Here is a 22492-nt window from a genome sequence, read left to right on the forward strand (position 1 = left end):
GCCCCCGCCAATTTGGGAAGTGTCTTCTAACAGTTCAAATGCAAGACGAGGAAGCTTATCCGCAAGCCGCGCTATCATTGTTTCTGCTTGGCGTCTGATTTCTTCCGGGCTTTTAACGATATCCCGCACGGTAGGCAATTGTTCTGACGCGGTTCCGGCAATGTAAGCACGCAAAGTTTTTTCGAGCCCGGCAAACGTCATTTTATCTACGCGCAGCACACGTGCAAGTTGGTGTTTTTTCAATCGTTGAATCAGCTCCTGCTTTCCGGCTATTATGCCGGCCTGAGGGCCGCCCAGAAGCTTGTCCCCGCTGAAGGATACTAGATCAGCACCCTCTTTGATGACTTCCTTGATTAATGGCTCGTTTCCGATTCCCTTTGCTTGAAAGTCATACAGCGCACCACTTCCTAAATCTTCATAAAAAACGACACCCGGGTATTGGCTTTTCCATTCTGCCAATTCTTTCGTACCGACTGTTTCCGTAAAACCGATCGTTTGGAAATTACTTGTATGGACTTTTAAAACCATTCCTGTTTCATCATCTACAGCCTTTTCATAGTCATATAGATGTGTCTTGTTGGTTGTGCCGACTTCCACAAGTCGAGCTCCACTCTCCTCCATGATTGCAGAGACACGGAAAGACCCGCCAATTTCCACCAGCTGTCCCCGTGAAACGATGACGTTCTTCTCATTCGCTAATGCTCGCAAAACGAGATATACAGCAGCTGCATTGTTGTTTACAACCATAGCCGCTTCAGCACCCGTTAGCTTCACGATTAAATCCTCGATGATATCATGACGCGACCCTCGTTTACCTGCATCTATGTCATACTCCAAGTTAGAGTAATTGGCTGCAACCTGTCCAACATGTTCAATTGCTTCCTTACTGAGACGGGCTCTTCCAAGATTCGTGTGCAAAACGGTACCGGTGGCATTTATTACGCCACGAAGTCGATCCTGTTGAAAGCGTCGCAAACGCTTCTCGGTGTTGTTCCAAATGTATTCCATAAAGCTTTTATCCTCGTTATTTTCAACAGGGTTAACACCATCCAGCAGCTTTTGGCGCAATGCAGCCAATTCGTTTTTTATCGTATTGGTCACTTCCTCTTCCGGAAAGCCAAATTGTCTTGTAAGGCTTTCGAATCTTGGGTGCTGCTGTAATTCATGAACCGGCGGAAGTTGCCGCAGCAAATGCTTCATCTCTTCGTCCTCCATTGTGCCTAACATCCTATTATATTTCATTATAGCCCGAATGTTCTCGTTAAACCCATTAATTCGAATCCTGTGCATTGACAAAAGGAAGAAGAAGCCGTGTAATTACCGGCTCCTTCGAAAAACGCCTGTTTAGGTTAAGGCATCCATTTGATTGATTATTGCTTCCACTTCGGGATATTTTCCCGTTTTTCGTTTCGAATACAGAATACTACCGTTCACATGAATCTCAAAAGCGCCTCCGGAACTGGGAATCAACTGGAGGGATGTAATCGAAGAACGATAGTGTGTGAATAATTGTTCCGCAAAACTTGCGGCTTTTGGAGCATAATTTCATTGCATGCAAAATTCTATTGTCACTTCGTATTTCATCTTGCACCTCCTCCATTACATTTCACTTTATCTATTTTACCTAATCACTTGCTTGGCGAAAAACAAAAAAATTCTGCTGCGGTCGCAATCAATTTTCTGATACCAGCCAGCGCCGGTTGCCATCTTCACGGGTAGTCCAACCCCACTCATCCAACAACTCAAGCAGAGGGATCATGAATTTTCTAGAGACATTCCAAACTTCTTTCACATCTTGTAAATTGAACGTTTCCCCGGTCTGACTACGAAGTTGTTTTACAGCTTGTTGGAATACCTGGCGGTCGATGACCATGTCATCCGTAAGCGCATAAGCCTTCTCTGTTTGCAGCAAATAACTTTTTAAATCTCGTGCAACTTCTTCAGGGAGCGGTGTGTCACGGAAGTAATCCTCCCATTTCCGGATTTGCAATCCATCCTGGTTCAGTTGGTCGATGATTTCTTCCAGTCTCGCTTTCCACCGGTTTGGTAGATGCTGTTGGAATTCTGCATTTGTCAGGTACTGTTCCTGTTGCTTTAAAAGCTTCTGATCAAGCATTTCGGCTATAACAAAATCGATAAATGCCTTGGGAAAACGGCTTCGAAGTATTTGGCGTAATTCCGCTTTGTTCATTCCAGCGCGCATGGGATACTTTTCTTGAAAATCCCTCAAATATCCGAGTATGAGTTCTTTAGCTGTTTCAAAGGATTTCGTCAAAACATATTTTCCTCCTGAAGGAAGAAATTGTCCTGATTGAATTCCGCTGTTCAATGCTTCATTCACAACCGCTTTATCTAAAGAAGTGTACTGAATGATTTGCTGTTCATTCAACATAATGTGATCATCTAATACGGCCGCAACCAAATCCGCCGGGGTACCTTCCTTCTTCTGTTCCAGCATTGCCATTGTTTCCTTGCCAAAACGGTATTTTTCCCCTTTTGGATCGATTACCCAGCCGCCTCCGATGGTTTCTACCGGTGTTGGTCTCCGAATAATGAAGCGATCGCCCCTCCGAACAACAACTTCGTCATCCAGTCGTAATTGGCAAACAATCTCTTCAGATGATTTTTGTACTTCATTCCGATCAAAAAACACGATTTTCCCCATCACTTCAGAGGTCCCGATGTGTAACTTGATGGGAGCGCGCTGCTTGATCGGGAACTGCATATCATCCACTAACCGAATCGATACATCGATCGTTTTACTAACCAAGAAGTGATTGGACGCGACTAAGACATCTCCCCTGTTGATTTGTTCTCGATCCACTCCGGTCACATTTACTGCGGTGCGCTGCCCAGCCCTTGCTTCCTGCACATCCTCATGGTGAACTTGAATATTACGAGCCCTTGCCTTTTTTCCTGAAGGTAATACCGTCAACGAACTGCCCTGTCGAACGACCCCTTCGTAAATGGTTCCACGAACAATTGTACCTTGCCCTTGCACAGTGAAAACCTGATCAATAGGCAGACGGAAAGAGCCAAAACGATCCCGGAACTCCACTTGCTTCAAAGCAGTGAAAATAGAAGTTCGAAGCTCTTCAATCCCTTTTCCTGACACACTGTCGACAAATAGCATGTCTGCATCAGCAAAAATGGTTCCTTCCAACGCTTCTTTAATATCCGTACCGACCAGCTCCTGCAATTCCTGATCGACCCGGTCTATTTTAGTTACTGCCACCATACATCTTTTGATACCAAGAAATTGCAGGATTTCCAAGTGTTCCTTTGTTTGGGGCATCACGCCTTCATCTGCAGCAACAACCAATACCACCAAGTCGATTCCAGCAACCCCGGCTATCATTTGCCTGATAAACCGTTCATGACCGGGAACATCCACAATCGATACGTACGTCCCATCCTCTGTATGTAAAGGAGCATATCCAGCTTCTATTGAAATATTTCTTTCTTTTTCCTCTTTCAAACGATCCGTATCCACATTGGTCAGTGCTTTGGTTAATGTCGTTTTCCCGTGATCAATATGACCAGCCATTCCAATTGTGTAATAAGCAGCGTCCATCTACCCACACCCGCTTTCTTACAGTAATGATACTATCACTTTAATCATCCCAAGCCCGTGATTCAAGCAGTAAGTATCAAGAAAGAAAAATAAAAGGGTCAGGAAGAGGGGTCAGCAGGAAGAGGGGTCAGTCCCTCCAAAGCAAGTGTCCATTATTTTGGACAGCTTCGGGGACTGACCCCCTCCGACTCTTAAAACAAAAATCTTGTTAAATGGGGACAGTCCCCTATGAATACAAGTGCTAAACAACCCGTGCCTCTGCTGACAACACTGTCTCACAGCCCCAACGATTGAGTGCTTTCCTCGGCGTTTCGGGGACTGACCCCAAAACATAAAAAGCATGCTATGTGACCGATTCGGGGTCAGTCCCCCTTTCTCCGTTATTCCCTTCAATTTATGCAAAATTGCGGATAGGGGGACTGACCCCGATCTTAGACCCCGATCTTAGTCTGATTATTTCTCTTCTTCGTTAATGCCGTATTGTACTCGGGGGTTTTTGGACATGTCGATATCGACCCCGGTTCTATTTTTTTCGTAGGATGGTGTTTGTGGTAATTTGGCTTTATTTTTTCCTCTTGAATGTCGGTGTTCATCTCTTCCCATTATTTCCACCTCTTTTCAATCGATTTCCTGCATAGTATTGCCCGTCCTCCCATTCCCATGTAAGCTGGTAAAAATTATTGAGTCTTTGTACTTGCACCTCAGGAAAATTCATTATAAACTTGTTTAGGCTTGGCGATAATGACTGATGGGGCTGGATGGGTGACTGGTGTCCCCCTGGGTCTTCAAAACCCTGAGGGAGGCGCGTGCCGTCTCCGGTGGGTTCGATTCCCACACAGTCCCGCCATACATAAGGAAAGCAAAGCCGCAATTCCTGGAAAAGGATTGCGGCTTATTATTTGCTATTAAGGGGTAGAGTAAGAGCAATAACATCGCACTCCATCTTCATTCTGCTCCATTATTTCACAACAGCGGATTGGGAGCTTTATAATCGTCATCAAAGATCTTCTCTATAAAGGATGTGTACGATGAAGATAATCCTGGCTACGCCGAATTATCATCAACAACGCGGCAATACTGTAACAGTACAACGGATTTCTAATGCACTAAAGAAGCTGGAAATACAAACAGAAATCATCTCCATCACCGCTGATAATCAACAGAAACAGCTGCCGGCTGCCGATTTATTTCATGGTTTCCATGCCTACCGTTCTTATCAGTTTATGAAACAGCTTAGAGATAAACCGGAAACATATGTCATCACCATTACCGGCACGGATTTAAGCCAATTTCTGTATGAGAAATCGACAAGACCGGATGTAATCGATTCGTTGACAGGAGCTGGCGCCATTCATGTATTTAATGAGGAAGCCAAGTCTACCCTTTTGAAAGAAATACCGGAAACAGCCGGAAAAATCCATGTCATCCCACAAGGAACAGATGAGTTCCTTGAAACAGATGACAAGCCCGAAAAAGAACCGGATACCTTTCAATTTTTACTGCCAGCCGGAATCAGGAAAATTAAAAATGTTCCGGAGGCTATCCGAATGTTGAAAAAGCTTCATGATGATCATTCTAATGTCAGGTTGTCGCTAGTGGGCCCGATACTGGAAGAAGAAGAAGGAACCCTAGTAAAACAACTCGTGGAAGAAAATAAAGACTGGGTCCATTATCATGGACAGGTTGAGCATGAAAAAATGGGAACCCTATACCACTCGGCAGATGTTTTGCTTAACACCTCTATTTCAGAAGGGCAACCGTCAACGATATTGGAAGCGATGAAAGCCGGGATACCAGTATTAGTTTCCAATAACCAAGGGAATCGAAGTATTGTTACTCATGAACAAACCGGCTTCATTTACCATGAGGAAAACGAATTTCTTGATTATGCGGAAAAAATCATGAATAATTACAATTTAAGACAAACCATAGGACAAGCTGCTGCCAGCTATATTTCAAAACATCATTCTAGTGAACAGGAAGCTTCTCGTTTAGCAGAGATATATCAACAACTACTTGATTAATTAAATGAGAAGTACAAGATGGCTGAGCACTGTCCTTCAGGTATAAAAGGAGTGTGGGATATATGTCTAAAGAAGAAATTGTAAAATTGACTTCTTTATCGAGCAAAGGTGGCTGAGGATGCAAAATTGGTCCTGAGGACCTGACGCAGGTGCTGCGTCACTTACCAAAATCCGTACCGGATCCAAATCTGCTTGTCGGATTGGAAACATCAGACGATGCAGGTGTTTATAAAATTAATGAAGATACGGCCCTCGTACAGACGTTGGATTACTTCACTCCTATTGTGGATGATCCATATATGTTTGGGCAAATTGCAGCTGCAAATGCATTGAGTGATGTTTATGCAATGGGTGGTAAACCAATAACGGTCATGAACATTGTAGGCTTCCCGATTAATGACTTAGATAAAAGCATACTCGCTGATATCCTTGCTGGTTCATCTGATAAAGTGAATGAATCAGGAGCTGTACTAGTCGGCGGTCATTCCATCGACGATCAGGAACCTAAATTTGGCTTGTCAGTTACTGGTACCGTACATCCGGAGAAAATCCGAGCAAACGTCGGTGCAAAACCGGGTGACAAGCTGATTTTGACAAAACCCATCGGGGTTGGAATCTTAACAACCGCCATCAAGAACGGTTTGTTGGACGAACAATCAACCGATGAAGTAATGCAAGTGATGGCTGCATTAAATAAACAGGCTGCCGAAGCGATGGAACACCATACCATCAATGCATGCACAGATGTCACCGGCTTTGGATTACTGGGCCATACCCGGGAAATAGCGGAAGGCAGCAATGTTGGAATTACTGTACATTATGATCAAGTACCGTTGCTATCCCGCACCAAAGAGCTAGCTGAAAAAAATGTTATTCCTGGAGGTTCTAAGAAGAACCATAAATGGCTTGCTGATTGTATCGATTACAGCGAGGAAATAACCGAAGTCGACCAATTGATTTTGTGTGATGCCGTCACATCCGGTGGACTTCTAATTGCTGTACCAGAAGCTGAAGCTGATGAACTACTGCAAAAACTGGAAAACAGCAAAGTTCCATCAGCGATTATCGGCGATGTCTCCAGTGAAAATTGCGGACGTATCACGGTGATATAAACTTTCTGTTTGTAGGGAAAAGGGCTCAAAAGAGTCCTTTTTCTTCATGAAAATGACGCATAATATTAGACGTCTAAACGAAATGAAGAGGTGATGAAGCATGAAAAAATGGACATACTTATTACTAATTTTAGGATTGACCATCCTTCTCTCCGCATGTGGGAATGATCAGGAGAAGGATAATGCAAACGAACAGGAAAATAACGATACAGAGGATACCTTTACCATCGGAGTTATTCCGGCTCAGACTGAAGGCGAAATGCAAGAGGCAATGGATAAACTCCAAGCGACTTTGGACGATGCGATGGAACAGGACGTCACTGTCGATGTTTATCCCGATTATAATGGTGTTGTGGAAGCGATGAATTACGACAAAATCGATATGGCCTATTTTGGACCGTTGACATATGTTGTAGCCCACGAGAAAAGCGGTGCAAAAGCAATCATCACACAGCTTATAGATGGTGAACCATACTATCATTCCTATATTATTACTCAAAAGGATAATCCAATGGAATCTTTGGATGACTTGCTAGCAAATTCAGAAGAAACCGATTTTGCTTTTGGCGACCCTAATTCCACTTCAGGAGCCCTGATACCAGAAATAGAACTTCAGGAACAAGGGGTTTATCAATCGGAAGATGAGCATTCCTTTAATTCTGTACGGTTCACCGGATCTCATGATGCAACAGCACTAGCTGTACAAAATGAACAGGTCGATGCGGGTGCAATTGACAGTGCAATTTTCAATCAGTTAGTGGAATCAGGAAAAGTAGATGGTGACCAGATCAAAACCATCTGGCAATCGGAAGAGCTCTTCCAATATCCTTGGGCTGTCCACAAAGACACGGATGAAGAAACGATTTCCATTTTGCAAGAAACATTCCAAGGAATTGAAGATGAACAAATCCTTAATGCTTTTGGAGCGACAGGGTTTACAACTGCTACGAATGAAGACTATGAAAGCATCCGGAATGCCGCTGTCAAACAAGGCGTTATAGAAGAATAGAGCTGATTACCATGTGGTTTAAAAGACAAAATATAGTGACTTTGCTAATCCTTTGTCTTCTAATATATTTTAGCATGCGCCTGACCGAATTTGATCTATCCAAATTTCGTGACTTTCGCAATATGATCGATTTTCTTGCCCAGTGGTTTCCTATGGACACTTCCAAATTGCCGGGAATGATCAATGACAGTCTGGAAACATTGGGAATGGCTTTCTTAGGAAGTGTTATCGGTTTAATTTTCGGTCTTCCAGTCAGTTTTATCGCTGCCTGGAATACCTCCCCTTCTAAACCGATGTACCATTTGTCGCGCTTCATTTTGAGTTTCATGCGCTCCATTCCCGAAATAGTGTTTGGACTAATTTTGTTAACAGCGTTGGGGCTCGGCCCATTTCCCGCTGTTCTTGCTATTGCCTTTCACAACATCGGAGTGTTAGGCAAGCTTATTTCCGAACTGGTCGAAGCGTCCGACCCCGGGCCGCAAGAAGCGATGAAAGCAGTCGGATCAAAAACCTGGTTTGCCCATCTATTCAGCATCATTCCGCAAATCTGGCCGAATGTTCTCTCGCATTATTTCTACAGGCTCGAAGTAGCGATCAGGACTTCGCTTGTTCTCGGTTTTATCGGTGGCGGTGGAATTGGACAGCGTTTATTCAACGATTTCAAGACTTTCCAATACTCCTCTGTTTCGCTTGATGTATTGATCATTATGGTGATTGTAATTATCGTTGATTTACTAGGAAGCTTTGTAAGAAATCGGGTCATATAAGGAGGTACGGCCTATGCTGGAGTTAAATGAAGTGTCTGTCCGGTATCCTGGCAGTAAGTTGGATGCCTTGTCCGATATCAACTTAACATTTGAACAGGGAGAATTTGTTTGCATCCTTGGTAAGAGCGGGTCTGGGAAATCTACAATGATCCGCTGTATAAACGGGTTACAAACACCTACCACCGGAGAGGTCCGATGGAAAGGTCAGGCGTTATCAAATATGAAAGAAGAACAATTGCGGAAGGTCCGCAGGCAAATGGGAATGATTTTTCAACATTTTAATTTGGTACCCCGTCTTAGTGTCATCCAAAATGTACTGACTGGTACTTTCGGTTATCGCAATAGTTTTAAAAACCTTATAGGATGGTTTAGTGACCAGGAAAAACAACAGGCCAAGCAAGTCATTGCAGATGTCGATTTATCCAGTATGGCTGACCGGCGTGTCGAACATTTAAGCGGTGGACAGAAACAGCGAGTCGGCATTGCCAGGGCCTTGTTACAGCAGCCACAAATCATGCTGGGGGATGAGCCGGTCTCGAGCCTTGATCCTGGAACGTCCAACCATATTTTTTCCCTTCTCGACCAGATGCATAAGCAACGCAATCTATTGACGATTATCAATGTGCATGATGTCAACTTGGCGAAAAGATATGCAACCAGACTTGTCGCCTTGAAAAATGGGCAAGTTATTTTTGATGGGAAACCCGAGGAATTTACTAATCAAGAATTCCTCGAAATATACGAGTCGAAAGACAATTACACAGACAGTAATACTCGTTGATTTAACGGGAAGTTTTAAAACAAGGAGGGATAAAGATGACAAACAGTCCATGAATTGCAGATCAATCAAGAGTCGTGTACGACTCAAAAGATGAGCAAATCATAACCAGCCTTCCGAATTCGATGGAAAAAAGCGTAATGTTGACCTTTGATGACGGTCCAAGCAGTGTACTGCCTGAATTGCTTGATATTCTTAAACAGGAAAATGTACCAGCGATGTTCTTTTGGCAGTCCAAGCTCCTACATCCAAAGAGACCTTGGAAAAGACTGATTCAAGAAGGACACCGCATCGGTAGCCATACTATTACACATCCTAACTTGACCAAACTCGATTTCAATGCGCAATATCGGCAGCTGGCTGCCAGTGTCAAAAGTATTGAAGCGATTACTGGGGAAAAAGTCGACTATTTCCGTCCTCCTTTCGGGCAGTATGACGAAAATACAAAACGCGCTGCAGAGAAGCTGGGATTATCGGTCGTGTTATGGAAAATCGCTTCCATTGACTGGGAATTAAAAGATAACCCTCAGCAAATTGTTGAAAATACGGTTCATCATTTGCAGGATAAATCGATTATTTTACTTCACGAGCTAGAACAAACGGTGGAAGCACTCCCCCAATTAATCCAATCGATTAAACAAGAAGGGTACACATTTCAATTGTTACCATAAACAGCTAAGAAAAGCGTAAGCGCCTTGCTGACCCCCGACAAGCTTAAGCCAATCCTCATAGTGGTGCTTTTTATCACCTAAAGGATTGGCTTAAGACCTCGAGGGGGTAGGCGCTGAAGCTAGACATAGAAAAGCGTAAGCGCCTTGCTGACCCCCGACAAGCTTAAGCCAATCCTCGTAGTGGTGCTTTTTACCACCTAGAGGATTGGCTTAAGACCTTGAGGTTAGCAGTAACCCATCGCATTTGAAAGTTTTTAAAATTGAATGGTGCCCGACGTCCTTGGACGCGGGCACTTTTTTACACAATTTTAAGACTCAGCGAAAGCTTTGACCTGCTCCTCCGGCATAAAGCCGACAGAACGATCTGCTTCCTCTCCACCGTCTTTTATTTTTACTAATGTCGGAATACTTTGAACCCCGAACTGTTGAGCTAACTCTCCTGCTTCGTCTACATCAACATAGTAGAAGTCTACAGTGTCAAGCTGCTCAGCAACGCTTGAGACCACCGGTCTCAACATACGGCAGCCTGGTCACCAGTCAGCTCCAAATTCGAGGATGATTGGCTTGTCCATCGTATTTGTAAGTTCTTTGAATTGATCTACTGTAATCTTTTCAGCCATGGTTACCCTCCTTTTCAGTTCATTTGCCTTCTTCGAAAAGATGGCACATCAAATCATATCACTTTCAAAGTTAGTTTTCCACGAAATTGTTTGTGTAAAACAACGGGGAACTAATAACCGATAGATAAAGGACTTATGATTCGGCTTAAATAGCCGTTTTGGAAGCAGCTTGGCCATCTTCAGAGTCTTCCTTTAATTTCCTAATCCCAAATCCACCCGTCACTGGTGCAAGGAAAGCATATAATGCTGAAAAGATAATTCCTCCTAGATTAAATATCGCCCATGGAAGGAATTCGAAGTTTCCAACCCCCAACGTTGTGGCCATAAAAACACCGGATACAGTCCATGGCATCAACGCTTCTGTTACTGTTACCGAATCTTCCATACTGCGAGATAAATTGACTGGATGCAATTTCTTCCTTTTATAAACATCTCCATAAATGTCTTGAATCAAGAAATATGTCACCAGAGCATTTGATGTGCAATTAATAACAGCAAAACCTGTAATTAACGAAGCTGCAACCACACTACCTACTGAACGGAGGTAGGTGATGACTTTTTCCAATACAACATTGAGGGCTTGGGATACTTCTAGAGCCGAAGCGAAGAAAAAAGCACAAAAAACAAAAAACGTAGCTCCATACATGGAGTACAAGCCACCCCTATTCAGTAAATCCTGCATATCCTGTCCAATTACAGAAGCATCGATTCCCGGTAAAGAAGCTGCGATCATCTCGACGTTAAACCCTTCTACAGCTGCTGTAATCAGATTGCTTACCGTGGCATGCTGAAAAATAAAAGCAACAAGCATTGCACTAAGAGCAGAAAGGAACAACACGATCAGCGGAGACTTCTTCATAAGTGAACCTGCAATTACTATGATTGCCGGCAGCAAAACCACAATATTTAAATTGAACAGTTGTCCTATTCCATTAAGCATCTCCTCCACTTGGTCAAGTTGATCTGTCCTTGCGTTGATTTGTAAGCCCGCTATAAAAAATATGATAAGGGCAAGGATGGAGGAGGGTACTGATGTGTAGAGCATATGGCGAATATGTTCGTATAAATTGGAACCAGCGGCAAGAGAACTCATGTTGGTTGTATCTGAAAGCGGTGACAATTTATCCCCAAAATAAGCACCGGAAACGACTGCGCCCGCTGTAATAGCCATTGATAAATCCATAGTTTGAGCAATACTCATCAATGCTACTCCTATCGTACCAGCAGACCCCCAAGACGTACCGACACATGTGGATACAATTGCCGTTACAAGGAAGGCCATAACATAAAGGTGAGCCGGATTGATAATTTCCAATCCGTAATAGACAAAAAACGGAATGGTTCCAGAAATCATCCAAGTCCCGATTAACATGCCTATACTAAACAATATCAATATGGCCGGTAATGCTTTTTTGATTTTATCACCCATCACTCCTAAAATTTCTTCCCAGCTATGACCATAACCGATTGCGAATAAAGCAAACACCGCACCAGCAAATATTAACATCAGTTCTGCCTGGAATTTCAATATCCCGATACCAATAATAAAAATAGCCAATGCTAAACTTAATGGGATTAATGCCATCCCAATTGACGGCCGTCTTATTTTTGCCTCGCTCATTTTAACCTCTCCTTATTAATGATTCTTTTTTATTCGCAGCTTAACGCTTGGAAAGCTTGTTCCAAATCTTCGATCAATACATCAGCTCCTTCAAGACCTATTGATAATCGGATCAAACCGGGGCTTAATCCCTGTTTATTCAATTCCTCTTCATTCCCTCTTTTTACTGGCGCATTTACCAGGCTTTCAAAACCACCCCAGCTAACACCGATTTTAAACACCCTTAAATGATTTATAAATTGGGATACCTGATCGAAACCAGCTTGCTTCAATTCAAAACTCAACAGACCCGAAAACCCTTTCATCTGTTTGTTAATATAACTCTTGGTATCTGCTTCAAGACTGGGATGATGGATTCTGCTTATCGCTTTCTTTCCCTTCAAATATTCAATTACTTTAAGACAATGCTGTTGATGTTGCTTCAGTCTCAACGGTAATGTACGCAATCCCCTGATAATCAGAGATGCATCATGTGGGGATAAGACAGCTCCATTTAGTTGAAAACCGTATCTCGATATTGTATCAATTAATTCTTCATTTCCGATTACTGCCCCACCTACAACATCACTGTGACCGCCAATATATTTCGTCAAGGAATGGACAGATAAATCAAACCCATCCATCAATGGCTTTTGAAAAATCGGTGTAGACCACGTATTATCGATTGCCGTAACAATTCCCCGTTCCCTCGCAATTTGGGCAACCTGTTGTAAATCGACCACTTTCATCAGCATCGTCCCCGGGCTTTCCACGTATATCAGTTTTGTTGTTGGTTTGATTGCTTTTACCATTTCTTCCAGGTTATTGTCTACCGAACTATAATCGATTGAGAAACGATTTAAATGCTCCATTAGCTGTATTGTGGGTCCGTAAATGTTATTGACAAACAATACATGATCTCCACTTTTCAGCAATGAAAAAAATATACTGCTGATCGCACCCATACCTGAGGCAAAACATTTACATTTCTCCCCCCTCTCCAATAAGGCTAATTTCCTCTCTAGTATTTCGGTCGTAGGATTTACCCCCCTGGTATAAACATAATTTTCCTGCTCCTTTTTTTGGGCCTCGGTAAATGCTTCAAACGAATCAAATGCAAACAAACTTGTCTGGTAAACAGGCGGCGACACTGCCCCATGGTGTTCATGATAAGATTCTCCGAAATGGGTGCAAATCTCTTCATCGCTGAAATTCATTTCTCATCCTTCTTTCTTGTAGGGTCATACTGCTAAAATATTTATGCACACCCACATACTATCATACTATCTACCTGTATGAAAGGTTTAATTTTTCTGATAATTTTTTATCCTCATTATCTTCCCTGTTAGAGAATCCGTTCCCTACGAAGTACGGTTCTGCTTGAGAAAAAATTACGTTCCCACCCGGTTACAAAGCCTTTTGCCGGAGCAAATGTTACAGCCACATGTAATTATACGGAATAAAACGAAGGGATAACTATATCGCAGTTGTCCCTTTCCCGGCTCAGTTTAGCAAACAGACTCCTGTTCCCTCAGGTTGTTATGCCTCCCTTTTTACATTTTTGTTATAATAGAATAAGTTGATTTGCGGATAAAAGAGGTGCTTATATGAAAATGGTGAAGAAAAAACGGTTGTCCGAAATAGTCGCCGATGAAATTAAACATTATATTAAAAAAGAGAAGCTTTCGACAGGAGATCGACTGCCTCCTGTTGCCGAATTAATGGATTCCCTGGGCATCGGGCGATCTACACTCCGTGAAGCATTACAGTTGCTCGAATCCCAGGATGTCCTTGAGATAATAAATGGAAAAGGTACATATATCAAAGACGTTAAGCCTTTTTATATCAGGACTGCTTTTGATGTGGAGAATGAAAAGAAGTTTTTATTGGATGCGCTTGATGTCCGTGTAGCATTAGAAGGAAAAGCGGTTGATTTGGCCTTGAACAAAGCAACTGAACAAGACCTAGAGATTATGCAGAAGCATCTTACTGACTATGTGAATTTTATTAATGATGGAAAACGTGATTTAGCTAACCAGGCTGATGCAGGATTCCATCAGGCATTGTACAATGCTGCCAACAACCCTTTGCTTAGCAGCATTATTGATTCTGTTTGGGATACTTTCCACCAATTTTGGAATGAACCCTTCGGCCAGGATGATATTTTTGATCAAAGCTACCCTTTTCATGTAGCTTTACTAGAAGCAATCCGAAAGGGAAACAAGGAAGAAGCTGCAGATGCTTTCCAAAGTATGATGAATTCCGTTAAAACAGCAATTGAAAAATACCAGCAATAATATTAGGCATTTATAACTGTTTCTCTGTGCATACTTCTTCTTTTTAAGCGCTCTCGATCACGTGTCCCAGCAAGGTACAATTTTTATTCACAAAATGCTTCCTATTTCTTCCCAGCAAAAAAGCCAAATCGGCTACGTCGTGAACCGGTTTGGCTTTTTGCGATTGTCGTTGGAGGGGCGACAATCATTCAGACACCTTGCAAAGAAATAGGGAGACGCAAACATTCTTGTACAAAACCTTCAGCTGTCAACCAAATGGCGGATGGAAAGTGTTCCGTTTGGGCCAGCTATGATGTTCTGTTGGTTAAATGTAACACAGCCTGCAAATTGAATGCTTTACTTTTGTCATATCTTCTGACATGCTATTTAACGTTTATTTGTTAAAGTCCATTTTCCAGCTGAAGTAATCATTCGATTCATTCTTTTGATAGCTTAAGTAGGCGTTGAATTTCTTGCCTTTTTTACTGGTCAATCCTTTGACATATACTCTTCCGTTTTTCAACAATCCTTTTACCAGTGTCTTTGTCGCCCGTTTTCGCATAGTGGCTAAATATTTGTCATTTTTCCAGACAACAAATTTACAGCCACTTTTCCAATTGCTGCAACCGAAACCCTTGCTCCCTTCCACAACCTTGCCGCCGCACACTGGACAGTTCCCCAGTATCTCATAGGTAGCTTTTTGCCGGACAACCTTATTAATCGTAACTTCTGCTTCCTGTTTAATCGTTCCAACCGATTGTTCGGTAAAAGCAAATACTGTGTCCAGAAAGCTTCGTTTATCCACTTTCCCCTTTTCTATATCCGCAAGGGATTTCTCCAATCTACCTGTGAATTCCAAATCAAATAATTGCTCAATCGGGAACGTTTCTACCAGTTTGATTCCGAGTTCAGTACAAAGGAGATTCTTTCTTTCCGTCTTGATATAGCCTACATCCTTCAATTTTTTAATGGTTTCTGCTCTAGTTGCAGGAGTGCCGATACTATAGCCTGATAATACTTCGGTTACCTCCTCCTGTTCTTGGCTCCTTTCTTTCGATATCTTGCCGCATGTTTCCATTAACCGCAGCAACGTCTTTTCCGTATGGGGTTTAGGTGGCTTTGTGACATGGGAGGAAACGTCAGTTTCCTCCACTGCTAATCTTTCCTGAGGTTCCACGAATGGAAGGATTGTCTCCTTTGACTGGATATTCTCCACCCTCTTCCAACCATCTTTCAACTGGACTCTCCCCCTCGAAAAGAACAAGCCGGGTAACTGGGGTTCCTCCATTTTACTGATAAGCCTTGTTTCTTCATATTCTGCTACAGGCATAAACTGCATAATAAATCTGTTTTTTATCGCTTGATAGACGAGTTCCTGGTCTTTTGTAAGCCGCTTCGGCTTTAAGTAAGTTGGCATGATCGCACTATGACTTTCTACTTTTGCGTTGTTGAAAACCCGTTTAGACTTCAAAAAACGAATTTCTTCTTTATAAGGTAAATCTTCTGACAGTGATTTTAACACTGTTGCTGCTTTTCCTGTCAGGCTTTCATCAAGAGCTGTGCTCGCAGTACGCGGGTATGTGATCCATTTCTTTTCATAAAGAGATTGAGCAACCTTTAAAACCTTGTCTGATGTCCAGCCATTATACTTATTTGTCATATATCCTTGTAAGTTAGATAAGTTGAACAGAAATGGCGGGAATTCTTTCTTTTTCTCTACTTGTTTATCGACTATTTTTGCCTGTTTGCCAGCTATTTGTTTTGCCATTTCCTCTAAAGGCTGTTTCTTTCTGAATTTCTCTTGTTCCTCATCCTGATAGACTCCTTGAAAAGTATTTCCGCTTTTCGTGGAAAAAGTGGCTGTAAGCTTGAAATAGTCCTCTGGGACTAATGATTTGATTTCTTTATCCCTGTCATAAATTATTTTCAGTGTCGGTAGCAGAACTCTCCCTATATTAAGGGCTTTCCCGCTCCCCTGTTGATATTTAAGCGTCGCAACAGAAGTTAAATTGATACCAATCACCCAATCCGCCCATTGACGGCTAATGCCAGCATCCTGCAGTGGGCGCAATTTTTCATTCGGTTGCATATTCTTCAGCCCCTGAAGGACTTCTGTCTGTGTCCACTCATTGATCAATAAACGGTATACAGATTGTTTCGGATTTAAATATTCGATGATACTGTCCCCGATTATTTGGCCCTCCCGGTCATAGTCACAAGCAGATACGATGGTTTCTACATCTGACCGGTTCATCAAACGCTTTATGGTAGTGAGTTGTTTTTGGGCTCCCCCATCTGCCTTGTTGCGATTTCGAATGTCTGTCTTTACTTTATATTGAAATGAATTCGGGATGAATGGAAAGTTTTCCATCCGCCATTTTGCCATTTTACGGTCATAATCTTTTGCATCATATAATTGCAATAGATGGCCGAAAGCCCAGGTAATCACATATCCGTTTCCCTGAAAATAACCATCCTGTTTCGTTTTTATGTTCAAAGCATCTGCGATGTTTTTTGCCACAGAAGGCTTTTCTGCCAAAATTAATATCATGTGTCATCACCAATCTATATGGATTCCTCTGGAAATTAGAAAGAGAGTTTATAAAATAAACACGGAGAGAATCAAGAGGATCTACCGTAAGTTACTATTGTGGTTATTATAACATGTGTAAGCATTCATCGGAACATTTGTTTGCCTTTTAACCTGTTTTTCACACGATTCCCTACTCTTTGTCTTTTACACAAATAAAACCGGAATTCGTGAAGAATCCCGGTTTCCGCCTTTACCAAAAATCTTTTTGTTCTTCCTGTTTCCTCAAAACTACGGCATAAACAACCGTAGAAAGGACCGCAAGCAGTGTTACTAGAAATGTATTTTTCAACCTACTTCCCTCCCTGAGTGTTTTGATGACCTGAATTAAAATGGACGCAGTTTTCCTTTTTTCAAGACCAGTTTTGGTCCGCCTAACATGAATAGATAACGGTTATCAATCACGTTTTTCATTGCTCTGGCAGTTTTACCATACAATTTATATCCAGAGAAGACTGTTCCCATTGCATGGCTTCCGCCTAGAGATGCAACGGTTCCTTTGTTATCAAATACGAAATCTTCTACCCTGCCGCCGCGCAGCAATGCAGTAAGGTTGTCAGCAGCTGTGTCGGCTTCCTGGATAGCAAGCTGTGCAGTCGGAGGATATGGACGATCGTTTTGTTTATCCATTACCCATGAACAGTCACCAAGGATGAAGATATTATCGTAGCCAGGTACACGCAGATCGCCGTTTACATTTACCTTGCCTTTAAATACTTCAAAGCCGGATTTTTCTAAGATAGAGCTTCCTTGTACACCGCCTGTCCAGACAATGGTGCCCGCCTTAATTTCTTCGTTGTCGTCTCCGACGATAAAGGCATCTTCTCTGCACTCCTGAATTTTGGTTCCTATTCGGAATTCTACACCACGGTCCTCCAGGGATTTGCGAGCATAAGCCACCAATTCTTCATCAAATCCAGGGAGAATGGAAGGAGCAGCTTCCACATTGATAATGCGGACTTTACTGCGGTCGATATCATATTTCCGGCAAAGCTCAGGCACTTTTTCAGCCAGCTCCCCGACAAACTCGATACCAGTAAAACCGGAACCTCCCACAACGATGTTGAGTGTATCGTCATTTGTTTCTTCACCGCTGCTGTAACGGGCAAATTGATGCTCAATATGCTCACGGATCAAGCGGCTTTTCTCCACGCTCTCAATGGACATTGAATTTTCTTCCATACCGGGAATCCCGAAAGAAGCTTTTTCAAATCCTAAAGAGAACACTAAATAATCATATTCCAATTCGCCATTTTCTAGCACCACACGCTGCTCGTCTTTTTTTACTTCTTGTACGGTGTCAAAGATAAGCCTGACCCGGTTTGTATCAATTACATCGCTGATCAGCATACGCACTTTATTGACATCGATTGTACCTGCAGCCACTTCGTGTAGCCAAGTAGATTGATAGTGATAGTTATGCTTATTGACCAGAACGATATCAGCCTCGTCAGGGCCTAATTTCTGCGTTAATCGTTTTGTCGTCATCATACCGGCATAGCCCGCTCCAAGAACGACAATTCTAGGTTTGTTGTTCATATTCGTAGTCCACCTTTCTCTATTATATAAAAGTGCATAGCCATAAAAGCTACGCTTATAAACATGAGAAATCCACCCGCTACAAGAAAATAGGGATAATTCTGTCCAGCATTTCTCGACAGAAGGAAAATGAAAGGATATATGTATCTTCTTCGTCTGCGGGCACACTCCGGGAAAGAGGGTGATTCCTGATTAATTCTACTATCTTCACAAACATAAATCTTTTACTTGGTTGTGTCAAACATTTACCATTCACTAGATTTTTCGTCTGAACGTTTGCCTATTAAACTCTATTTTATCTTGTCTCTTGCCTGTTTGACTTTTTCCGTATATGTGGCAGCAACTTGTTCTATATGTGAGAATTTGCCTTGGCTGATTGCCTGGTTATCAACCAAATTCCCTCCTGCTCCGACTGCCGCTGCGCCGGCTTTTATGTAATCGCCTGCATTTTCTGTTGTAATGCCTCCAGTTGGGATCATCGTGATATTCGGCAAAGGTCCCTTGATATTTTTAATAAACGAAGGTCCAACTGCAGACGCAGGAAACACTTTGACAATGTCTGCTCCCAGCTTCACTGCTTTCATTGCTTCTGTCGGTGTCATGATACCCGGTACAGAAACTTTATCAAGTGCAAGGGTTGCCTCGATGACTTCTTGTTCCAACAGCGGGCTGACAATAAATTCGGCACCATGTTCTATGGCGGTTCTTGCAGATTCCGCGTCGAGAACAGTACCTGCTCCAATTACTGCTTTCCCGGCAAATTTCTCACTCAAGGATTGAATCATTTGATTGGCATTTTCCGCATCAAGCGTTACTTCCAGTACATTTACGCCGCCATTAATCAAGGCTTCTGCCACTTGTTCTACATCTTTCTCCGGTACTTTGCGAATGACCGCTATTACTCCATTTTCCACCATTTCTTTCATGATTGCAGCTTTTTCCATTTGTCTTCTGCCTCCTAATGTTTAACGCAATATTTCCTTTTTTCTCTGTTCCTTATCGACTTGATGCAAGTATGGATACCCCTCCACATCTCCGGCGACAGTCAATGCATAAGCGCCTATACGGTTTCCTAACTTGACAGAATTAGCAAGACTCCATCCTCGAAGTTGACCAGATAAAAATCCTGCCGCAAAACCATCTCCCGCTCCTACGGTGTCGATAATCCGGTCTACTTTGTAGCCTTTGACATAATCTGATTCACTGCTTGTAGCGTAGTATGCACCTTCGGCTCCTAGTTTGATGACCACCAGCTTTGAACCGTTGTCCAATAATGCAGCGGCAATTTGCTTCTCTTCCTTGTAGCCCGTCATTAATTCCCCTTCGTCTATGCCTGGTAAAACAATATCGCTGACAGCAGCAATCTCCATCAGGGTCTTGGCCGCTTCTTGCTCAGACCACAATTTCAAACGTAAATTAGGATCAAAGACCACCTTTAGCCCGTTTGCTTTGGCCATACGGATTGCCTCTAATACCGTTTGTTTACACGTCTTGCTTAAAGCTGGCGTGATACCGGTTACATGAAGGTATGAAGCTTGCTTTAAATAATCCTCATCTAAATCGTCAGGCGATAACCGGCTTGCAGCAGACAGCTTGCGGTAGTAATAAATCTTGGGATCTCCTCCCGTCAGCTTTTCTTTAAAAAAGACGGCTGTCGGCGCTTCCTCATCAAAAGAAACATTGGATGTATCTACACCTTCTCCGCGGATAAAATTACGGACAAACAGTCCAAATTCATCGTCCCCTAGCCGGCTGATCCAGCCTGTTTGATGACCCAGTCTTGTCAAAGCAATCGCAAGATTAGATTCCGCTCCGCCTACTGTTTTATGAAAGCCACTGACATAACGGAGCGGCCCTTCTGTATCAGGTGTAAATAAAACCATGCTTTCTCCTAAAGTTACCACATCCATGACTAAACCCCTCCTTTGTTTATTACNTCGAGAACAGTACCTGCTCCAATTACTGCTTTCCCGGCAAATTTCTCACTCAAGGATTGAATCATTTGATTGGCATTTTCCGCATCAAGCGTTACTTCCAGTACATTTACGCCGCCATTAATCAAGGCTTCTGCCACTTGTTCTACATCTTTCTCCGGTACTTTGCGAATGACCGCTATTACTCCATTTTCCACCATTTCTTTCATGATTGCAGCTTTTTCCATTTGTCTTCTGCCTCCTAATGTTTAACGCAATATTTCCTTTTTTCTCTGTTCCTTATCGACTTGATGCAAGTATGGATACCCCTCCACATCTCCGGCGACAGTCAATGCATAAGCGCCTATACGGTTTCCTAACTTGACAGAATTAGCAAGACTCCATCCTCGAAGTTGACCAGATAAAAATCCTGCCGCAAAACCATCTCCCGCTCCTACGGTGTCGATAATCCGGTCTACTTTGTAGCCTTTGACATAATCTGATTCACTGCTTGTAGCGTAGTATGCACCTTCGGCTCCTAGTTTGATGACCACCAGCTTTGAACCGTTGTCCAATAATGCAGCGGCAATTTGCTTCTCTTCCTTGTAGCCCGTCATTAATTCCCCTTCGTCTATGCCTGGTAAAACAATATCGCTGACAGCAGCAATCTCCATCAGGGTCTTGGCCGCTTCTTGCTCAGACCACAATTTCAAACGTAAATTAGGATCAAAGACCACCTTTAGCCCGTTTGCTTTGGCCATACGGATTGCCTCTAATACCGTTTGTTTACACGTCTTGCTTAAAGCTGGCGTGATACCGGTTACATGAAGGTATGAAGCTTGCTTTAAATAATCCTCATCTAAATCGTCAGGCGATAACCGGCTTGCAGCAGACAGCTTGCGGTAGTAATAAATCTTGGGATCTCCTCCCGTCAGCTTTTCTTTAAAAAAGACGGCTGTCGGCGCTTCCTCATCAAAAGAAACATTGGATGTATCTACACCTTCTCCGCGGATAAAATTACGGACAAACAGTCCAAATTCATCGTCCCCTAGCCGGCTGATCCAGCCTGTTTGATGACCCAGTCTTGTCAAAGCAATCGCAAGATTAGATTCCGCTCCGCCTACTGTTTTATGAAAGCCACTGACATAACGGAGCGGCCCTTCTGTATCAGGTGTAAATAAAACCATGCTTTCTCCTAAAGTTACCACATCCATGACTAAACCCCTCCTTTGTTTATTACACAAGTAGTACTTGAATGTTCTTCTCCTGGATCTGTTGCTTTGTTTCCTTATCCAGACGGCCATCGGTGACAATGATGTCCACTTGATCTATATCGGCAAATTGGATCAGGGCAACCTTTCCGAATTTGGAGGAATCAGCAACAAGTGTTACCTCTTCCGCGCATTCCACGATCTGCTTTTTCCAGTCTGCGTGCAAACTTGTGAAGACAGATAATCCTTGCTTCACCGATACACCTGTTGCACCAAAAAACACTCTGTTAACGTGCAGCTTTTGCAGAAACTCGGTAGCCTGTGTACCAAAAAGAGAACTTGAGCCCACTATTCTCGCTCCTCCCGGAACGAGGAGCTGCACGTTCTGTTTGTCTTGCAAAACATGAGCGATGTTCAAATCATTCGTAATGACGGTTACCTCCTGGTCGCCCAGCAATTTGGCGATTTCTACCGTTGTGCTGCCACCATCCATCAATATGGTTTCTCCTGGTTCAATTAACTCTACTGCCCGTTTGGCAATCGCCTGTTTCACCTCATTATGGCTTGATTGACGCTCTTCAATCGGCAGTAAGCTTTCCTCCGACTTCTCCAGCATCGCTCCACCATGTATCCGGGTTAGCAAGCCTCGTTTTTCCAGTGTTTCCAAGTCAATCCTGATCGTCTTTTCAGTCACCCCTAATTGTCTACTTAAAGCGGAGACTTTGACAATTTTCTGTTTTTCCAGTTCAGCTAATATACGTTGATAGCGTTCAATTGATAGCATATCAACCCTCCTGCAGATACACTT

The 22492-nt window shown here is 42.8% G+C and carries 20 protein-coding genes, 1 tRNA gene and 1 pseudogene; 8 read left to right on the forward strand and 14 right to left on the reverse strand.

Going from position 1 to position 22492, the window contains the following annotated elements; translation table 11 throughout:
• From selA to BN1067_RS16480, 4 genes and pseudogenes are all read right to left on the reverse strand, one after another.
• Window positions 1-1215 (reverse strand): L-seryl-tRNA(Sec) selenium transferase (gene selA / locus BN1067_RS16465; RefSeq protein ID WP_053219917.1); only part of this gene is annotated, 1215 nt, incomplete at its 3' end.
• Between the two features lie 129 nt (window positions 1216-1344).
• Window positions 1345-1533, reverse strand: a pseudogene (locus tag BN1067_RS20650) (Rdx family protein); the annotation flags it as partial.
• A gap of 139 nt (window positions 1534-1672) precedes the next feature.
• Window positions 1673-3574: a selenocysteine-specific translation elongation factor gene (selB, locus tag BN1067_RS16475; protein ID WP_053219918.1), complete on the reverse strand. Its 1902-nt coding sequence runs from the start codon at window positions 3572-3574 to the stop codon at window positions 1673-1675.
• A gap of 453 nt (window positions 3575-4027) precedes the next feature.
• The gene (locus tag BN1067_RS16480) at window positions 4028-4177 is read right to left on the reverse strand and encodes a YfhD family protein (RefSeq protein ID WP_110943533.1); all 150 of its coding nucleotides are present in this window, start codon (window positions 4175-4177) and stop codon (window positions 4028-4030) included.
• Between the two features lie 147 nt (window positions 4178-4324).
• Here BN1067_RS16480 and BN1067_RS19935 point away from each other — a divergent pair.
• The 7 genes from BN1067_RS19935 (at window position 4325) to BN1067_RS16515 (ending at window position 9935) form a co-directional block, all read left to right on the forward strand.
• Window positions 4325-4421: transfer RNA gene (locus BN1067_RS19935), tRNA-Sec, on the forward strand.
• A 181-nt stretch (window positions 4422-4602) separates the two neighbouring features.
• Window positions 4603-5598 (forward strand): glycosyltransferase, encoded by a 996-nt coding sequence (locus tag BN1067_RS16490; protein WP_053219920.1) that lies wholly within the window; start codon window positions 4603-4605, stop codon window positions 5596-5598.
• Between the two features lie 62 nt (window positions 5599-5660).
• Window positions 5661-6710 (forward strand): selenide, water dikinase SelD, encoded by a 1050-nt coding sequence (gene selD / locus BN1067_RS16495; RefSeq protein WP_199868546.1) that lies wholly within the window; start codon window positions 5661-5663, stop codon window positions 6708-6710.
• A gap of 100 nt (window positions 6711-6810) precedes the next feature.
• Complete coding sequence (phnD, locus tag BN1067_RS16500; RefSeq protein ID WP_053219922.1) at window positions 6811-7719, forward strand: phosphate/phosphite/phosphonate ABC transporter substrate-binding protein; 909 nt, start codon at window positions 6811-6813, stop codon at window positions 7717-7719.
• An 11-nt stretch (window positions 7720-7730) separates the two neighbouring features.
• Window positions 7731-8486, forward strand: coding sequence for a phosphonate ABC transporter, permease protein PhnE (gene phnE / locus BN1067_RS16505; protein ID WP_053219923.1), 756 nt, complete (start codon window positions 7731-7733; stop codon window positions 8484-8486).
• A gap of 13 nt (window positions 8487-8499) precedes the next feature.
• On the forward strand, window positions 8500-9267 hold the full coding sequence (gene phnC / locus BN1067_RS16510; RefSeq protein ID WP_053219924.1) for a phosphonate ABC transporter ATP-binding protein: 768 nt from the start codon (window positions 8500-8502) through the stop codon (window positions 9265-9267).
• 74 nt (window positions 9268-9341) lie between these two features.
• A complete protein-coding gene (locus BN1067_RS16515) occupies window positions 9342-9935 on the forward strand; it encodes a polysaccharide deacetylase family protein (protein ID WP_053219925.1) in 594 nt (197 codons plus the stop codon).
• Window positions 9936-10243: 308 nt separating this feature from the next.
• On the opposite strand, the gene BN1067_RS16520 is transcribed toward BN1067_RS16515, so the two are convergent.
• The 3 genes from BN1067_RS16520 to BN1067_RS16530 all read right to left on the reverse strand — a co-directional run bounded on the left by BN1067_RS16520 (window position 10244) and on the right by BN1067_RS16530 (window position 13372).
• On the reverse strand, window positions 10244-10453 hold the full coding sequence (locus BN1067_RS16520) for a thioredoxin family protein (RefSeq protein WP_053219926.1): 210 nt from the start codon (window positions 10451-10453) through the stop codon (window positions 10244-10246).
• Window positions 10454-10700: 247 nt separating this feature from the next.
• The gene (nhaC, locus tag BN1067_RS16525; RefSeq protein WP_053219927.1) at window positions 10701-12176 is read right to left on the reverse strand and encodes a Na+/H+ antiporter NhaC; all 1476 of its coding nucleotides are present in this window, start codon (window positions 12174-12176) and stop codon (window positions 10701-10703) included.
• A gap of 29 nt (window positions 12177-12205) precedes the next feature.
• Entirely contained in the window at window positions 12206-13372 is a 1167-nt protein-coding gene (locus BN1067_RS16530; RefSeq protein ID WP_053219928.1) for a trans-sulfuration enzyme family protein, read from the reverse strand.
• 390 nt (window positions 13373-13762) lie between these two features.
• Here BN1067_RS16530 and BN1067_RS16535 point away from each other — a divergent pair, with 390 nt between their 5' ends.
• On the forward strand, window positions 13763-14452 hold the full coding sequence (locus tag BN1067_RS16535; protein ID WP_053219929.1) for a FadR/GntR family transcriptional regulator: 690 nt from the start codon (window positions 13763-13765) through the stop codon (window positions 14450-14452).
• A gap of 373 nt (window positions 14453-14825) precedes the next feature.
• On the opposite strand, the gene BN1067_RS16540 is transcribed toward BN1067_RS16535, so the two are convergent.
• The 7 genes from BN1067_RS16540 to BN1067_RS16570 all read right to left on the reverse strand — a co-directional run bounded on the left by BN1067_RS16540 (window position 14826) and on the right by BN1067_RS16570 (window position 22468).
• Window positions 14826-16982, reverse strand: a complete 2157-nt coding sequence (locus BN1067_RS16540; RefSeq protein WP_053219930.1) for a type IA DNA topoisomerase — start codon at window positions 16980-16982, stop codon at window positions 14826-14828.
• Window positions 16983-17348: 366 nt separating this feature from the next.
• Window positions 17349-18560, reverse strand: coding sequence for an NAD(P)/FAD-dependent oxidoreductase (locus BN1067_RS16545; protein WP_053219931.1), 1212 nt, complete (start codon window positions 18558-18560; stop codon window positions 17349-17351).
• A gap of 290 nt (window positions 18561-18850) precedes the next feature.
• Complete coding sequence (locus tag BN1067_RS16550) at window positions 18851-19504, reverse strand: bifunctional 4-hydroxy-2-oxoglutarate aldolase/2-dehydro-3-deoxy-phosphogluconate aldolase (protein WP_053219932.1); 654 nt, start codon at window positions 19502-19504, stop codon at window positions 18851-18853.
• A 21-nt stretch (window positions 19505-19525) separates the two neighbouring features.
• Window positions 19526-20470, reverse strand: coding sequence for a sugar kinase (locus tag BN1067_RS16555; RefSeq protein WP_053219933.1), 945 nt, complete (start codon window positions 20468-20470; stop codon window positions 19526-19528).
• Between the two features lie 2 nt (window positions 20471-20472).
• The gene (locus tag BN1067_RS16560) at window positions 20473-20721 is read right to left on the reverse strand and encodes a beta/alpha barrel domain-containing protein (protein WP_053219934.1); all 249 of its coding nucleotides are present in this window, start codon (window positions 20719-20721) and stop codon (window positions 20473-20475) included.
• A gap of 21 nt (window positions 20722-20742) precedes the next feature.
• Window positions 20743-21687 (reverse strand): sugar kinase, encoded by a 945-nt coding sequence (locus BN1067_RS16565; RefSeq protein ID WP_053219933.1) that lies wholly within the window; start codon window positions 21685-21687, stop codon window positions 20743-20745.
• Between the two features lie 22 nt (window positions 21688-21709).
• Window positions 21710-22468, reverse strand: a complete 759-nt coding sequence (locus BN1067_RS16570; protein WP_053219935.1) for a DeoR/GlpR family DNA-binding transcription regulator — start codon at window positions 22466-22468, stop codon at window positions 21710-21712.
• Between the last annotated feature and the right edge of the window lie 24 nt (window positions 22469-22492).

The sequence above is a fragment of the Virgibacillus senegalensis genome (genome assembly GCF_000821245.2).
GTDB classification, from domain to species: Bacteria; Bacillota; Bacilli; order Bacillales; family Amphibacillaceae; genus Sediminibacillus; species Sediminibacillus senegalensis.

Bases quoted from the DNA above. Each gene is read 5' to 3' on its own strand.
- selB (WP_053219918.1), bottom strand. From the start codon at position 3,574: ATGGACGCTGCTTATTACACAATTGGAATGGCTGGTCATATTGATCAC.
- BN1067_RS16480 (WP_110943533.1), bottom strand. From the start codon at position 4,177: ATGGGAAGAGATGAACACCGACATTCAAGAGGAAAAAATAAAGCCAAA.
- BN1067_RS16490 (WP_053219920.1), top strand. From the start codon at position 4,603: ATGAAGATAATCCTGGCTACGCCGAATTATCATCAACAACGCGGCAAT.
- phnD (WP_053219922.1), top strand. From the start codon at position 6,811: ATGAAAAAATGGACATACTTATTACTAATTTTAGGATTGACCATCCTT.
- phnE (WP_053219923.1), top strand. From the start codon at position 7,731: ATGTGGTTTAAAAGACAAAATATAGTGACTTTGCTAATCCTTTGTCTT.
- phnC (WP_053219924.1), top strand. From the start codon at position 8,500: ATGCTGGAGTTAAATGAAGTGTCTGTCCGGTATCCTGGCAGTAAGTTG.
- BN1067_RS16520 (WP_053219926.1), bottom strand. From the start codon at position 10,453: ATGTTGAGACCGGTGGTCTCAAGCGTTGCTGAGCAGCTTGACACTGTA.
- nhaC (WP_053219927.1), bottom strand. From the start codon at position 12,176: ATGAGCGAGGCAAAAATAAGACGGCCGTCAATTGGGATGGCATTAATC.
- BN1067_RS16530 (WP_053219928.1), bottom strand. From the start codon at position 13,372: ATGAATTTCAGCGATGAAGAGATTTGCACCCATTTCGGAGAATCTTAT.
- BN1067_RS16535 (WP_053219929.1), top strand. From the start codon at position 13,763: ATGAAAATGGTGAAGAAAAAACGGTTGTCCGAAATAGTCGCCGATGAA.
- BN1067_RS16540 (WP_053219930.1), bottom strand. From the start codon at position 16,982: ATGATATTAATTTTGGCAGAAAAGCCTTCTGTGGCAAAAAACATCGCA.
- BN1067_RS16545 (WP_053219931.1), bottom strand. From the start codon at position 18,560: ATGAACAACAAACCTAGAATTGTCGTTCTTGGAGCGGGCTATGCCGGT.
- BN1067_RS16550 (WP_053219932.1), bottom strand. From the start codon at position 19,504: ATGGAAAAAGCTGCAATCATGAAAGAAATGGTGGAAAATGGAGTAATA.
- BN1067_RS16555 (WP_053219933.1), bottom strand. From the start codon at position 20,470: ATGGATGTGGTAACTTTAGGAGAAAGCATGGTTTTATTTACACCTGAT.
- BN1067_RS16565 (WP_053219933.1), bottom strand. From the start codon at position 21,687: ATGGATGTGGTAACTTTAGGAGAAAGCATGGTTTTATTTACACCTGAT.
- BN1067_RS16570 (WP_053219935.1), bottom strand. From the start codon at position 22,468: ATGCTATCAATTGAACGCTATCAACGTATATTAGCTGAACTGGAAAAA.